Source organism: Pseudovibrio sp. WM33, from assembly GCF_001623165.1.
Taxonomy (GTDB): Bacteria; Pseudomonadota; Alphaproteobacteria; order Rhizobiales; family Stappiaceae; genus Pseudovibrio.
Map to the genome: position 1 here is coordinate 432,831 of NZ_LMCK01000090.1, position 14,287 is coordinate 447,117.

The 14,287-nt window shown below is 49.4% G+C and carries 11 protein-coding genes and 1 pseudogene; 6 read left to right on the top strand and 6 right to left on the bottom strand.

The window, feature by feature from the left end:
• On the bottom strand, window positions 1-224 hold a 224-nt coding region (locus PsWM33_RS27415), incomplete at its 3' end, for a hypothetical protein (protein ID WP_193778416.1).
• A gap of 677 nt (window positions 225-901) precedes the next feature.
• Between PsWM33_RS27415 and PsWM33_RS17280 the strand changes: the two genes are divergently transcribed.
• Window positions 902-1,174, top strand: a complete 273-nt coding sequence (locus PsWM33_RS17280; RefSeq protein WP_082827048.1) for a helix-turn-helix domain-containing protein — start codon at window positions 902-904, stop codon at window positions 1,172-1,174.
• Between the two features lie 710 nt (window positions 1,175-1,884).
• Window positions 1,885-2,022 (top strand): annotated as a pseudogene (locus PsWM33_RS26875) (DUF2312 domain-containing protein); the annotation flags it as partial.
• 243 nt (window positions 2,023-2,265) lie between these two features.
• Here the strand turns inward: PsWM33_RS26875 and PsWM33_RS17285 are convergent.
• The 3 genes from PsWM33_RS17285 to PsWM33_RS17295 all read right to left on the bottom strand — a co-directional run bounded on the left by PsWM33_RS17285 (window position 2,266) and on the right by PsWM33_RS17295 (window position 7,696).
• Window positions 2,266-3,957, bottom strand: a complete 1,692-nt coding sequence (locus PsWM33_RS17285; RefSeq protein ID WP_063301030.1) for a DUF882 domain-containing protein — start codon at window positions 3,955-3,957, stop codon at window positions 2,266-2,268.
• Window positions 3,958-4,200: 243 nt separating this feature from the next.
• Window positions 4,201-5,853, bottom strand: a complete 1,653-nt coding sequence (locus tag PsWM33_RS17290) for a L,D-transpeptidase family protein (RefSeq protein ID WP_208994609.1) — start codon at window positions 5,851-5,853, stop codon at window positions 4,201-4,203.
• 286 nt (window positions 5,854-6,139) lie between these two features.
• Window positions 6,140-7,696, bottom strand: a complete 1,557-nt coding sequence (locus PsWM33_RS17295) for a sigma-54-dependent transcriptional regulator (protein ID WP_063301032.1) — start codon at window positions 7,694-7,696, stop codon at window positions 6,140-6,142.
• 228 nt (window positions 7,697-7,924) lie between these two features.
• Between PsWM33_RS17295 and PsWM33_RS17300 the strand changes: the two genes are divergently transcribed.
• Together PsWM33_RS17300 and PsWM33_RS17305 are read left to right on the top strand one after the other, a co-directional pair.
• Window positions 7,925-9,772: a M3 family oligoendopeptidase gene (locus tag PsWM33_RS17300; protein WP_063301033.1), complete on the top strand. Its 1,848-nt coding sequence runs from the start codon at window positions 7,925-7,927 to the stop codon at window positions 9,770-9,772.
• 295 nt (window positions 9,773-10,067) lie between these two features.
• A complete protein-coding gene (locus PsWM33_RS17305) occupies window positions 10,068-10,625 on the top strand; it encodes a hypothetical protein (RefSeq protein ID WP_063301034.1) in 558 nt (185 codons plus the stop codon).
• A gap of 363 nt (window positions 10,626-10,988) precedes the next feature.
• Here the strand turns inward: PsWM33_RS17305 and PsWM33_RS17310 are convergent, their stop codons facing one another.
• Window positions 10,989-11,444: a PaaI family thioesterase gene (locus PsWM33_RS17310; protein WP_063301035.1), complete on the bottom strand. Its 456-nt coding sequence runs from the start codon at window positions 11,442-11,444 to the stop codon at window positions 10,989-10,991.
• A 366-nt stretch (window positions 11,445-11,810) separates the two neighbouring features.
• On the bottom strand, window positions 11,811-12,188 hold the full coding sequence (locus PsWM33_RS17315) for a VOC family protein (protein WP_063301036.1): 378 nt from the start codon (window positions 12,186-12,188) through the stop codon (window positions 11,811-11,813).
• Window positions 12,189-12,521: 333 nt separating this feature from the next.
• Between PsWM33_RS17315 and purB the strand changes: the two genes are divergently transcribed.
• Window positions 12,522-13,850: an adenylosuccinate lyase gene (gene purB, locus PsWM33_RS17320; RefSeq protein ID WP_057462039.1), complete on the top strand. Its 1,329-nt coding sequence runs from the start codon at window positions 12,522-12,524 to the stop codon at window positions 13,848-13,850.
• A gap of 29 nt (window positions 13,851-13,879) precedes the next feature.
• Window positions 13,880-14,239 carry a VOC family protein gene (locus PsWM33_RS17325; protein WP_063298514.1) on the top strand — a complete coding sequence of 120 codons (360 nt, stop codon included), beginning with the start codon at window positions 13,880-13,882 and terminating at the stop codon, window positions 14,237-14,239.
• Window positions 14,240-14,287: the final 48 nt, after the last annotated feature.

The following is a 14,287-nucleotide window of genomic DNA, read 5'->3' on the forward strand; positions in this document are numbered from 1 at the left end:
GGTAATTTTTCCATTACATCGTCGATATCGGGCGCACCAATCGTCAAGTCATGCACATAACAACGTTCCATTCCCAATTCGTCGTATTTTTGACGAAGGCTGTTCGAATTTTCCTCAACGGCCTCGAGAATATTGTTTTTTTTGCTGGAAACCTTAACATTCACTATGCGGCCATCATTGGTTTTGAAGCGCGGCGGGTATTGGTTCACGTAAGAAATCTTCATGGTGATCCCTCTTTTCTGAAATCAAAACTGAAGATACACATGGGATGTAAAAATCCTTAGAATTAATCAGCTTAAAATGGCCGCTTAGCGAATATAATGAAATTTTCCGGGATCAGGAACGAACTCCAGAGCGGACGCATACAAGGGAATCCGGAGAGAGCTTGAATGTTCAGTATGGTCGCTCAACGACAAGCTGACCGAAATCAACCTTTGATTGAAGTGACATGCTAACTGGACCTTCCTAGAATTAGGCCGAATGTCCGCAAATGGTCATCAAGCGACTTGCTGCATCCACGAAGCTATGTGCTCCGTTCAATGTCAGTAAAAGGGTTCTCAATAACTCTCGCGAGCTAATTTGACCGGCAAGTGTTGGCACTTGGCGGTCAACCTGCCCTAGGTTTCAGGGTGACACTTTATTCTCATCTGACATGCGTAGGTAAAGTTGTCGATTGAAGTTACGGATAGAAGCGAAGCTGAATATCTTATGCGTCAGATATTGCGCATAATGTAGAAATGTGTGCTATATTAGGCTCATAGAAGGCACGCGTTTGCAACAGGCCGCTTCACCTCCATGAGTAATACGAGAATTTCATAAAGCCAAGCCGTCTATTCTTGTACTTAAAGCTCTCAAAAAAGCTGGGTAGTGATATCCATATCGCTCGCCGAAAGCGCAAGTTATCGGTTCTGATTTTGCGGAACGCATTGATGTGTCAAGAGCAACAGTCTCACGCTTGGAACGTGGGGACCTCGGTGTGAAGATCGAAACGTTGGTTGGTGTGCTACATATTCTCGGAGAGATAGAGAAGGTCACTAATCTGCTGGATGTAAGTCGCGATGCCACGGGTATGCTGTTGGATTTGCAGGGCCTTCCTAAACGTATTGCCTCTGAGAAAAGCCGCGCGAGAGTAAGAGCAGATGGGCCGATTGATCCAAAGGGGCTAGCCTTTTAAGAATGTATACTGACCTGCTAGAGCAGGAAAATGGCAGTAGTTTTAAGAACCAGCTTACCTAACTTCATCCACATTTGCATCACTGGTCAACAAAAATGGTATGGCACATGTAAAGGTCGCGAATGTAGCGTTTGAACCGTCCCAGGTTTGCCAGAGGTCGTTTTGTTAAAGTTATGCAGCTATGATAGGCTGATTCAGCATAGCATAACAGCGCTCTTCGGCTTTTGCTGGCGGAATGCCGCTTTCTCCTTGCTTCAAAGTCGCAATGATCTGTGCATCGCTGAAACGAGATTTCTTCGTAAAAATAGTCTTCAATATGATGCAGTAATATCTCTACCGTTGAACTCGATCAACATACGGGAGGATTGCTACCTATTGCCCTTATGTGCATGAGATTGTTCAACTTGTTTGAATAGAATGAGCAATATTGCTGAAGGGGTGAACACTGATTGTCAAAGTTTCTTATTCTTGGGAATGTTGCGCTAGTAATAAGATACATGCAACGGGCACTGCGCGTGGCCCTTTCGGCCTACGACATTTAGGGTCTTCGGCCTACAGGGTCACGCGCAGTGCCCGTTGCAATTGATGTTGACTGTTGTAACTATTGAACCTGACACAGCACACTTTCATGCCGGGGTGGAAATGAGTTCTAGTATTTGGATAACAGATAAGCTTGGACATTATGCTACGAAAATCGTCAGGGGTGACAAGGCTTTGACGTGAAGGTAATGCGCAAAATCGTTTCCTTGCGTAAACGCAAGCCGCATGAGCGTGAAGAAGAAGAGGCAATCCTCGATCTTTACCTGCATGCTCTCGGCATGGCAGGCCCAGTAATGGAAGACGCATAAGCGCTCCAACTGGTGAGAGCAACGCGTGTGTATGCGCGAGCTGCTTCTTAGCACGAATTCTGAAAGAGGCTCCTTACTGCGGTGAGGGGCCTTTTTTGTGTTTGCGAGGGGGCGTAGTTGAGCAGTACCTGAACGGGCAGTGCTGATTGGCTTTGTTGATATAGGCTGGGCTAACTGAGGGCGGGGGAATGCTTTCACGGCATTTAGATGCCGCGCTGCCGAGCATTCATTACAACGTGATTCCTATCTGGAGGAGACTTTCATCTCGCCTGTGTAGATTGAGTCCAGCCATGCGATTGCTGATCCGCGGTTGATCCGTTTGCGAATTGAGCGATATGGCGTTTGGGTCAGAGCGTCCTTTAAAACCGTTGTTACAGGGCTCATCAGAACTGCCAGTTGGTTCTGGTCTGGGTGCTGCATCGTGATGGTACGACGGTTTCTTGCTGTCCATGTTGGATCAAGCATCAGCACTGCGTTTGGCTCTGGAGCTGAATGGAAACCTACCAACGGTGATCCGTAGACCGGGGCCTTTGTCACAACAGTTTGTTGAGCTGGTTGTGATTTCGGCATCAAATCTGGCAGACGCTGCTCTGCGAAGAGTGCCTGTGCAGTGAGTGCAGTTTTTTTGTTGAACTTGCTCTTTGGTAGATCTGCAGTTGCGGCAGGAGAGGCGTAGGCAAGCTGTGCGCCTACAAGAGGACGTAGGCTGTCAGGTGTTTGCTCGCCAGTTGCTGCAATGATCGCTGCAATACCATCCTTTGGTGTTTCCACTTTTGGTGGAATGACTCGAGCCCGCTTTTGAACTGCAGGGGTGGCCGCCGGCAAAGCGGCGACCTGAAGGATTTGTTGCGGTTTTATGCGCGGACGAGCGGAGGCAAACAGATTGAGATTCTGCTCCGTTGGTGCAGGCGTAGCCTCACTCTCATCCTGTGGCTTTGCATATGGTGTTGCTGAAGCCAAAACAGTAGGAGAAGCTGCTTCTGGAACCGGGCTTGCTGCTGGCTGAGTTGCTAGCAATGCCACTTTAGGCTGCGGAATAGCGTTGAACTCGGTTTCTACCCGGCGGCTTGGATCTGGCTCACGCACTTTTGGTGCTTTTGTTGCCGGAGTTGGTGCCGGTTTGCTTTCTTCGTTACTGCCTGAATTGCTGAACAGGCGGGAGAAGAAGCTTCCGCCACTGTTGGACGAGCTTGCCCGGGCACTTGCTTTTGACGATGACGTGGAACGACTGGCAACGCTGGTTGAGCGGCCTGAATCTTTCCGTTTTACAGCAGCAAGTGTCTGCTTGTAACGCGCCATTGGTTTTCCATCGGAAGGGACATGAATGGTGTCACCCTTTGGAAATACCTTTGCCAGTTGAGAGCGACTCATGCGTGGCCAATGGCGTACAGAGCCGGTGTCCATGTGAACAAACGGCGTGTTTGAGCGCGGGTAGTAGCCAACGCCGCCAACATGCTGACGCAAACCAAGCGCACGTAGTTTGGCTGTGCTTACACCGGGAATGAAGAAGTCCATTGCGCGGCCTCTGGTGTGCTGGCTGTTTTTAGCCACACCGCTGGAGCGCTTACGGAGCATATTGTTGGTTTTAGGCGACCGATAAGCGGAGACAACATGGATGTACTTGCTTGTGCCTGCTTTCTGGTAAACTTCCCAGATGAGGTCAAACAGTTCAGGATCCATTTTCGTTGGCTCTTTTTGGCGCCAATCCCGAAGGAAATTGTTGAGCTTGCGAAGGCCTTCTTTGTCATAGCGGCCATTCCGCTTGAAGGTGATTTCCGCCCGCTCTTTCGTGTGGGTGAAGTACAGCTTGAGCGTGCGTGTGCTCGCACTGGCCGAAGCAATTGAGGTGAGGAAGAACGCACAAAGAACCGCTGCGACCAGCACTGAAATGCCAGGCAGACGTTTACCAAAGTCCGAGCGCCCGAATGCAATCATGTCACGCAATTGAATCTCGCTTTCGCGTTATCGGCTAAAACCTTACCCCAGAGCCCCACCTCTTTATCTAGTGCGGACAAGGTTAATGAGCCTTTACTTTAGTTACAATTAACGCGAACTAGTGACTTCACGGCAACAATCCAAGTTTTTTGCCAGAATCCGCTATTTACATGCGACAAATGCGCGCGAATCCGCACGCATAAGTCGTCATATTACTGTGGATACATGTGGATAGTGACAATTTTAAAGATTCAGAGCGTCGATCGTCGCCTGGTTATGTCCGTAGATATCCGGACGTCTTTGCAGCTTTCCAGCTTCATCCACAAATGCGGTGAAGTAGGAGATATGCACCGGGATATCCCTTTGCAAATTCACCTGGGTCTGCTTCTTGCCGACAAGTGAGCGGATGTAATTACCTGTCATCGTGTTTTGCGTGGCCATCAAGGCGTCAGCAAACTCAAACGGGTTCTGCACGCGGACACAGCCGTGTGAGAAGGCGCGCTCAGACCGGTTGAACAGCGATTTGGACGGTGTGTCGTGCAAGTACACGTTGTGCTTGTTCGGGAACATGAACTTGATTTTGCCTAGCGCGTTGCCGCGTCCCGGACGCTGACGGATGCGGATCTGCTTGAAGGTCACGGCATCCCAGTTCACACGGCGAGGATCAACGATCTTGCCGCCATACACGATCTCGTAGTTGCCCTTTTGCAGGTAGCTTTGTGGGTTGCTTGCGCGCAGTTCCGGCAAAAGCTCTTTTGATGCGATGGAGTATGGGACGTTCCAGTATGGATTTACGATCACATGCTGCATCTTGTCTGAAAAGACCGGTGTTTTGTTGGAGCGTTTTCCAACAACGACGCGGGTTTCATAAAGAACAAAGCCATCCATGTTCAAACGAACCATGAACTCTGGAATATTCACGCGCAGATGGGTTTCGCCCAGCTCGCGCGGCATCCAGCGCCAGCGTTCCATGTTTGCAATAACGTCATTGATTGGGTCACCGCTAACGCGCCCATTGAGGGCAAGCAGTGTGCGTGGGCCAACCGCGCCATCTGGATGCAAGCCGTTTGCAGCCTGGAAGGCTTCAACGGCATAAGCCAGATCCTGCGTATAGACGTTCATTTGAGATTCAACTGTCGGAACACTCAGGCGTTCGCGAAGAACGGCAACGCGGGAGCTTTTTACTCCAACTTTCAGGACTTTGCCGGCTGGAATGACAACTTGCTTTTCAAGGCTGCCATTTTCAGTGTGTTCTCTTAGTTCGGCAAGCTGCTTTTTCAGCGCTTTGTATTCTGGATGCGGAGGGTTGAAGGCCGCAAGAGTTTTTGCCGGAGCAACCGAGTGCGCTATGGATGTCAGCGCTTCAATCGGGTCTGGCCTTTCCGGACGAAGGGTAATGTCCTCGGAAATCGCATAGGGGCTGACGCGGCCAGCCTGGGCATCCTCTGCGTATTTGAGGATCGAGTGGGTCAGCTCAAGTTCTGCTTCCGCGATTTGCTCTGGGGTTGCTTTGCCATCTGCATTGAAGCCTGCTGCTGGCACCGGGTAGTCGGCGGCGTGCAGGCCTTCTTTATCGGCTGATTGCAGAGTTTCCATAACGGACAAAGCACTGGTGGAGAGCTTGCCTTTCAGGACCCAGGCGGGCTGGAAGCTTCTGTTTTCGTAGAACAGTTTTGCGGCAGCTGCTTCGCGTTTTGCATGGAAGTTCTGGCGGCGGTGTTTTTTGCTAAGCGCCTGCTGAATTTCCTGCGCAACAGGATTTGACTGAGCGAGGTTTACTTGCTCGAGCTGCTCGTCAAAATTGTCAGGAATTGCGGCTTGCGCAGAATACATAGTTGACGAAAGCGCAATAACTGCCCCTGCGAGCAATGCTGATGTGCTCGTTCTACCAAACATTTATGACTACCCACCTGATAACTCTTTGATCTTTATAGGCACAAGAAGAGTGCCTCAAAAATTAAGAGTGTTGTTTTGCCCAAACTTATATTTATTACGCATATACACTAATGCGTTTTGAGATAGCACGACAGCGTGATGTTTTAAATTCAAGGATCAGTGATATGAACTTAAACCCACGGTTTTTTGTTAGTCGCTATGCTTTATCGATTTATTGAGATGCACGCGTGCCTGTGGCTTGCGCGAGGCTTACTCATTCGCTTCCAACCATCCTGCAAACTAAGCTTTAGTGCGCAGTTTTGCTTTCCGGAGTTTCTTCCAGACCATATTCCTTCAGCTTGCGATAAAGCGTTGAGCGCCCGATGCCCAAACGCTTGGCAACCTCGGTCATGCGGCCTCCGTAATGGGAGATTGCTGTCCGGATCATTTCCTCTTCAACACTGATGAGCGTACGCACGTGGCCCTCGCCATCGAGTGATCGCATATATCCAAAGGGAGGTTGCTCCGCGTCGAAGGCTGAAACGGCCTCGACCTGAAGAAATCGTTCGTCCTGCTGTTCCTCCCATTTACTCGCTACACTTAGGGATGAAGAATAGACGTCAGCTTGCGGTTCTTTGTTTCCGGCAGGCGGTGCTGCCGCGTAACTCATTGGCGTATCAGTCGCTTGAGCTATTTGCGGGAAGTCATCGCATGTCAGGCTTGGACCATCGCACAGGACAACGGCGCGGAATACTGCGTTTTCAAGTTGGCGAATGTTGCCAGGCCAGTCATAACTCTTAAGCATATTGACCGTGTTAGATGTGATGCCCGTGACTTGAGGCTTGCTTTCTTCTGCAGCAAAACGCGCAAGGAAATGACGGGTAAGCTCAGGAATATCCTCACTACGATCTCGTAGGGGAGGGATCCAAATTGGGAAGACGTTGAGGCGATAATACAGATCTTCCCGGAACTTACCTTCTTTTACCTGATCGATCAGACGTCGGTTTGTTGCTGAGATCAGGCGGAAATCTACTTTTATCGGTTTGCGCGCACCAACTGGGTCAACTTCCCCTTCTTGCAGCGCGCGCAGGAGTTTTACCTGTACTTCCAGTGGGAGCTCGCCGACTTCGTCTAAGAAGAGAGTCCCGCCGCTGGCTTCCTGAAACTTGCCCATGTGTTTATCGACAGCGCCGGTGAATGCACCTTTCTCGTGACCGAAGAGAATGGATTCCACCAGATGATCTGGAATAGCGCCGCAGTTTACGGTGACAAACGGCTTGGACCGGCGCTCGCTGGAACCTTGAATAGCGCGCGCAATCAGCTCTTTACCAACACCAGACTCGCCTTCAATGAGGATCGGAATGTTGGAGGAGGCAGCTCTTTCGCCCAGCCGCAGGACACGATCCATCGGCTCAGACCGCGTGACGATATTATCGAAGGTGAGGGTGCCTTCTGTGTGCTTGCGGATGCGGGTGAGTTCACCTTCCAGCGTCGCAACTTTGAGTAGGTTGGTGATGGACACCTGCAAGCGCTCAGGACGGCTTGGTTTTACAACGAAATCCTGTGCACCAGCACGCATAGCTTCAATGACAGTTTCAATGCTGCCGTTGGCTGTTTGAACAATGACAGGTACTGCATTCTTAGCGTCGCGGGTTTCTTTCAGGACCTGAAAGCCGTCCACTTCTGGCATCATCAGATCAAGGATAACCAGATCGATTTCTGATTGGGCAGTTCCTGTAAGGATTTCCAGCGCTTCGCGACCATCGACACAGCTTTTGGAGCGGTATCCGAACCGCTTTACGGCTTCTTCCAGCAAGCGGCGTTGGACCGGATCGTCATCTACGATCAAAATGCGCTGTGCCATGGGAAATCCCTTCAAATCGATTGGGCAGTAATGCATAGTGTGCCAATTCAGGTCATCCTGCACCTAATTTGGTAAACAAATTGCCCACTTCATTTTGGGGATCTTGTTAAAAGACGCCATTGCATGTGTAAGGATTGGACGCATATTAAAACAGTGTACTGCAGAACTTGTTTTGCAGACCTCAGGTTTCTTTTCTGGCGCAATGCCATCCCATAATCGGACGCTCATATGACACTCAAGCACGTCACTCCATTTTCCATCACCTATCAAAGCGCTGATGCAGCCACGGCAGGCTCTGCCCTTGGTGAACTGCCGGAGTGGGACCTTTCAGTTTTTTACAGCTCTATTGATGATCCTGCGATTGATCAGGATATGGCGCGTGCGAAAGAACTGGCAGAGCAGTTTGAAGCAGACTGCAAAGGCAAGCTTGCTGAAATTGCAACACGTTCTGGCGATGAGCTCGCCGAAATTGTGCGTCGTTATGAGGAACTTGAAGATCTGATGGGGCGTATCGGCTCTTTTGCCGGTCTGGCTTACACCAGCATCACAACAGATCCAGCTCGTCAGAAATTTTATGGCGATGTGCAGGAAAAACTGACGACTGCGAGCCTTCATATGCTGTTCTTCTCGCTTGAGATGAACAAGATTGAAGACGAGGTTCTGGAAAAAGCGCTGAACTCTGAAAAGCTGGCGTATTATCGCCCCTGGCTGGAAGACCTGCGCAAAGAACGCCCGCATGAGCGCAGTGAGGAAATTGAGCAGCTGTTTCATGAGAAGCACGTGACCGGTGCTGCCGCCTGGAACCGGTTGTTTGATGAAACAATTTCTGGTTCTCGTTATGAGATTGATGGTGACGAGCTTTCCATTGAGCAGACCTTGAACTTGCTGCAAGGACCTGATGGGGACATGCGCAAGAAGGCTGCTGAAGCGCTTGCGAAAACGTTCGGCAAAAATCTGAGCATCTTTACGCTGATCATGAACACGCTGGCGAAAGATAAAGATACTTACGACCGCTGGCATAACTTTGATGATATTGCTGACAGCCGCCACCTTGCCAACCGTGTTGAGCGTGAAGTTGTTGATGCGCTGGTTGATGCAGTCCGCGCTGCTTATCCGCGTTTGTCGCACCGTTATTATGCGATGAAAGCCAAGTGGCTTGGCGTTGAGAAAATGAACTTCTGGGATCGTAACGCCCCGTTGCCGCAAGCTGATACGCGCGATATTCCATGGGATGAAGCAAAAGGCACGGTTCTGGACGCTTATGCGAAATTCTCGCCGGAGCTTTCTGAAATTGCAGGGCAGTTCTTCAATAAAAACTGGATTGATGCTGCATCCCGTCCGGGTAAGTCACCTGGTGCGTTTTCTCATCCGACCGTGCCAAGCGCACACCCGTTTGTGCTGATCAACTATCAAGGCAAAATTCGCGATGTGATGACACTGGCGCATGAACTTGGACATGGTGTTCATCAGGTTCTTGCAGCGCCAAATGGTGCGCTGATGGCGCCGACCCCGCTGACACTGGCTGAGACTGCTTCCGTGTTTGGTGAGATGCTGACCTTCAAGGACCTGCTCGCAAAGGCTGAGACACCTGAAAAACGTCAGATCATGCTGGCTGCCAAAGTGGAAGACATGCTGAACACGGTTGTGCGTCAGATTGCATTCTATACTTTTGAACGTCAGGTGCATGAGCTGCGTAAGGAAGGCGAGCTGACCGCTGAGCAGATATCTGCGATCTGGATGGGTGTTCAGGAAGAAAGCCTCGGTGAGGCGATTGACCTGGAAGGCGGCTATGAGAACTTCTGGACCTACATTCCGCATTTCATCCATTCGCCGTTCTATGTTTACGCCTATGCCTTCGGTGATTGCCTCGTGAACTCGCTCTATGCGGTTTACGAAGAAGCTGAGGATGGCTTCCAGCAGAAGTATTTTGATCTGCTGAAAGCGGGCGGCACCAAGCACCACAGTGAACTGCTGGCGCCATTCGGTCTGGACGCAACCGACCCAGCCTTCTGGCAGAAAGGCTTGGCAGTGATCGAACGGTTCATTGATGAACTGGAAGAGATGGATAAGGCCTAAGCTAAAACATTAAAGGTCATTTGTGCGGGAGATTTTTTGTCTCCCGTTACTTCATTAAAAGGTAGGTTATGACCACTAGCCCTGTTGATAGTCTAATCTTAAGTCAAGAACAAAGGGACTTTCTAAAAAATCTACTCGTAGAAAAAGAGCTGTCGTCCTTAGTTTTGAAGGACATCATTGGATATTTGAATACAAACAATTGCTGTATTAAACGCAAGAACGGACGATGGGTGATCTATGTCGGAAGCTCTTCGCGTACAGATCAGGAAGCTCATCAACTATTCACTGAAGTGCAGTGTTATCTAATTTCAATTCTTACCTGCTTGAAAAAACTGCAGAATGCAGAGTTGATTTTTTTTATTATCCGCTTCAAACGAACCCAAATAAAAAGGAAGATGGTTTTAGATTCGGGCAAGAAATTCAGTTTGATGGGCAGCATACGCCTCAATACCAATATGAGTCTGAGGTGTCCGATGAAGTAATTTCTCAGTTTTTTGAAGATTTATGTGATGCAGTTGCATATTTAAGTCCAGAGCTTAAGGAATATATTTCCGAAGGATTTGAAACTAAGAAAGAAAAACAATATCGTTTGCAAAGATTATTTACTGTTTTAGCATTAATTGCGGCATTTATTGCTCCATTGTGGATCGTATTTGTCGATGTCAGTGGGTTTACCGTGCAGACAATGCGACTGGATGAGCCGATTAGATTTGATCGCGACCAAATCTCGAAGAACAACTCAAAGCTAATAAGTGATATTGAAGGGCTCCTAACAAGTGGTTTGATTGCTACAACGCCAAGGCAGAGCATTTTTTTAATCAAAGATGAGTTGGTATGCGTTCGTAAAGATTAGCTTGCCAAAACCTCCGCTATATAAAGAATTTTCAGTTTGAGTTGTAGGTTTGTCGGGCGTTGAGAGAACTGCATATTGTGTTGTTTTGCAGAGTGTTAACCCATTAAGAAAGTGGTGGGATCCTGCAACGCCCTGCTATTGAGTCAACCTACTGGTGCAATGGTCTCGCATTGATTGAACGGCTGATTGATAAGCTGTAAGAAATGGAGCGGGCTTAAATTTTCTTAGGATGAGTTCTAAAGGCGGACCTTTGGCTTTCGCTTTTTTGCATGCCGAGACTTTCCTCTGTAAGACTGTAACATGAGAGATTGGTCGCCTAACTTAAGCCTTCACCTATTATTGGCTCAGCGCCCTTTCCCAGCTTCATTGCTGAACGTCGGCTCTGCCGCGGACGGACATCATGGTGCCTGATAGCGTGGCGACTTTCTTTTCAGTGCCGTCCTTGATTGCGTAGGCGGTGGCGTTGACGAAGGTGATTGTGCGGCCTGGTTTCTCGACCTTTGCGCGGAATACAAAATGCTCACCTGCAGCAGGGTTCATCAGATTGGTTTTAAGCTCGATTGTAAGCACGGCGGCGTCTTCGTCCATCAGCGAGAAGGCTGCGTATCCGGCTGCGCTGTCGAGGGCTGTGGTGACGATGCCAGCGTGAAGGAAGCCGTGTTGCTGGGCAAAATCTTTGTTGTACGGCATGGTCAGCTCGACGATGCCGGGTTCTACTCTGGCGATTTCAATACTCAATGAGGCCATGGCTGGCTGGCGGGCAAAGCTGTCTCTTACTTTCTTCTCATAGCCTGCAAACCGAGGCGTAAACTCACTCATTTTATCTCCGAAAATGTTTATCTGAATGTGTCAGATGGCGATTATGCCAAGTCTTAATGCGTTATGTTCGAACCGTAGCGAAGTATAGGGAGAGGCGGAATTGACCTTGCTTTGGGCAGAGAAGATTCCATCGTCGTGGATGAAAAATGTACTTTCGATGAAATGCGCTTGCCTGTCCGGGGTGTCGGACTCCAGGTAACAGGCTTTGGTATTGGCTAATTCACTTGAAGGCACAGTCACTCACAAACCTCACTGGATTATTGAGAGGAGTTTAGAGGGAACTGAGTAGCTTACTGAAGCTCAACGTTTGTCGGAGTTATAATATGACTTTGCTGGCTCTCTTGTTTGCTGCTGACCCTTTGCCCACTAGCGGTGTTGGTCTATCAGGATAGGGTTTCCATCCGGATCAATCACAGTGAAGCTCGCTGGACCTGATGTGGTCTCGTCTGCTTCTTGTCCGTGAACTTCAATGCCATCAGCTTTCAATCGCTTTTGGAGTTCCCTCACATCGAGGAATTTATCGAGGGCTTGTGCTTGCTGATCCCAGCCTGGATTGAAGGTGAGCATGTTCTTTTCAAACATTCCCTGAAACAGCCCGATGATTGTCTCGCCATTTTTCATGATCGCCCAGCCATCTGTACCATCACAACCGGGATCGCATGCGAAGCCGAGCTTTTGATAGAACGAGATTGATGCTTTGATGTCTTTAACCGTCAGGCTGATTGAAAATGCACCCAGTTGCATGTGACTTCCCCCTCAAGAACCACTTTGAAACGTCTTAGATGCTCAGCATAAGGAAAGTTTTGCAGAGCTCAAGTTGGTTATAAATTAGTATGCAACAGATGCCACCCAAGGGGGATTTCCATTCTGGATTTGATTGTGTTTCGTTGCAGACAAGTTGACTGAAAATTGCAGGTTCTTTTTTCGGGTGATGAAGAAATATTCATAGTGCGCATAGCAACGTTGAATTCTCTAAAAAACGCGTTTTTTCGGCATTGCCGGAGCTTTCTGGCATTGTTCTAGAGAGCCTGTCCTGCTACATCCTGCGACAGAATTGTAACGCATACGAGGACTGGCATGATCCCGCGCTATTCGCGTCCTGACATGGTCGCTATTTGGTCTCCTGAAACGAAATTCCGCATCTGGTTTGAGATTGAAGCTCATGCTTGTGATGCTCTGGCAGAGCTGGGTGTGATCCCAAAAGAATCTGCTGAGAAGATTTGGGAGAAAGGTGGTCCAGCTACCTTCGACATTGCGCGGATTGATGAGATCGAGCGTGAAACCAAGCATGATGTGATTGCGTTCCTGACGCATCTTGCTGAAATCGTTGGTCCGGAAGCACGCTTTGTGCACCAGGGCATGACCTCTTCTGACGTTCTGGACACTTGCTTCAACGTTCAGCTGGTTCGCGCTGCAGACCTTCTGCTGGCCGACATGGAAAAGCTGCTGGCTGCTTTGAAGCGCCGTGCTTATGAGCACAAAGACACCGTAACTATCGGTCGTTCCCACGGTATTCATGCTGAACCAGTGACCTTTGGTCTGAAAATGGCGCAGGCGTATGCTGAGTTTGACCGTTGTAAGAAGCGTCTTGAATTGGCTCGTGAAGAGATCGCGACCTGTGCTATTTCCGGTGCAGTTGGCACATTTGCAAACATTGACCCGCGTGTTGAAGAGCATGTTGCTGAGAAGCTGGGCCTTGGTGCAGAACCTGTTTCCACTCAGGTTGTTCCTCGTGATCGTCATGCCATGTTCTTCGCAGTTCTGGGTGTGATTGCGTCTTCCGTTGAGCGTCTGGCGACTGAAGTTCGTCATTTGCAGCGCACAGAAGTTCTGGAAGTTGAGGAGTTCTTCTCCAAAGGCCAGAAGGGTTCTTCTGCTATGCCGCATAAGCGGAACCCGGTGCTGACCGAGAACCTGACTGGTCTTGCTCGTATGGTTCGCTCTTACGCATTGCCAGCGATGGAGAACGTTGCACTGTGGCATGAGCGCGATATCTCGCACTCTTCCGTTGAGCGTATGATCGGTCCTGATGCGACTGTAACGCTGGACTTTGCTTTGGCACGCCTGACAAACGTTATGGAAAATCTGATGGTTTACCCAGAGCGTATGATGGGTAACATGGATCGCCTTGGTGGTCTGGTGCACTCACAGCGCATTTTGCTAGCACTGACTCAGGCCGGTGCGTCTCGTGAAGACAGCTATCGTCTTGTTCAGCGCAATGCGATGAAGGTCTGGGACAGCTATCAGGTTTCTGGTGATGCTAAGGTGGACTTCCTGACTGAATTGCTGGCGGATGAAGACGTTCGCAAGCATCTTTCTGAAGAACAAATTCGTGAGCGCTTTGACCTTGGTTACCACACCAAGAATGTAGATGTGATCTTCAAGCGGGTCTTTGGCGAAGCCTAAGTCGCCCGTGCACAGGAGTGGAGGGGAAGATGAAGCTTTATGGTCTGCGGATTTTCGTGAGAGATATCGAAAAGGCCAGGGAGTTTTATGCCGAAACGCTCGACCTTCCTCTTAACTGGGATATGCCAGAGCTTGGCGCGTTTGGTGCCAAGCTCGACAATGCAGAGCTCATCATCGAGCAAGCACACAACGAGGAAGACCAAGAATACATTGGTCGTTTTCTCGGCGCGTCTCTTCAGGTTGATGACATTGTCGATACTTATGAGCGCCTTTGTGAAAAAGGCGTTGCCTTTACCAACCCGCCTGAAAAGCAGGTGTGGGGCGGAGTTCTTGCACATTTTCATGATCCGTTTGGCAATGTTTTGACACTGCTGGGCGAACCTCGCTGACAACATAGTCCTTCTTAGTTTTTAATGGGACTAATGCCGATCAGGAGT

What these genes read in the sequence shown, in the direction of transcription:
- PsWM33_RS17285 (WP_063301030.1), bottom strand. Translation starts at nt 3,957, where the DNA reads ATGATTGCATTCGGGCGCTCGGACTTTGGTAAACGTCTGCCTGGCATT.
- PsWM33_RS17290 (WP_208994609.1), bottom strand. Translation starts at nt 5,853, where the DNA reads ATGTTTGGTAGAACGAGCACATCAGCATTGCTCGCAGGGGCAGTTATT.
- PsWM33_RS17295 (WP_063301032.1), bottom strand. Translation starts at nt 7,696, where the DNA reads ATGGCACAGCGCATTTTGATCGTAGATGACGATCCGGTCCAACGCCGC.
- PsWM33_RS17300 (WP_063301033.1), top strand. Translation starts at nt 7,925, where the DNA reads ATGACACTCAAGCACGTCACTCCATTTTCCATCACCTATCAAAGCGCT.
- PsWM33_RS17310 (WP_063301035.1), bottom strand. Translation starts at nt 11,444, where the DNA reads ATGAGTGAGTTTACGCCTCGGTTTGCAGGCTATGAGAAGAAAGTAAGA.
- PsWM33_RS17315 (WP_063301036.1), bottom strand. Translation starts at nt 12,188, where the DNA reads ATGCAACTGGGTGCATTTTCAATCAGCCTGACGGTTAAAGACATCAAA.
- purB (WP_057462039.1), top strand. Translation starts at nt 12,522, where the DNA reads ATGATCCCGCGCTATTCGCGTCCTGACATGGTCGCTATTTGGTCTCCT.
- PsWM33_RS17325 (WP_063298514.1), top strand. Translation starts at nt 13,880, where the DNA reads ATGAAGCTTTATGGTCTGCGGATTTTCGTGAGAGATATCGAAAAGGCC.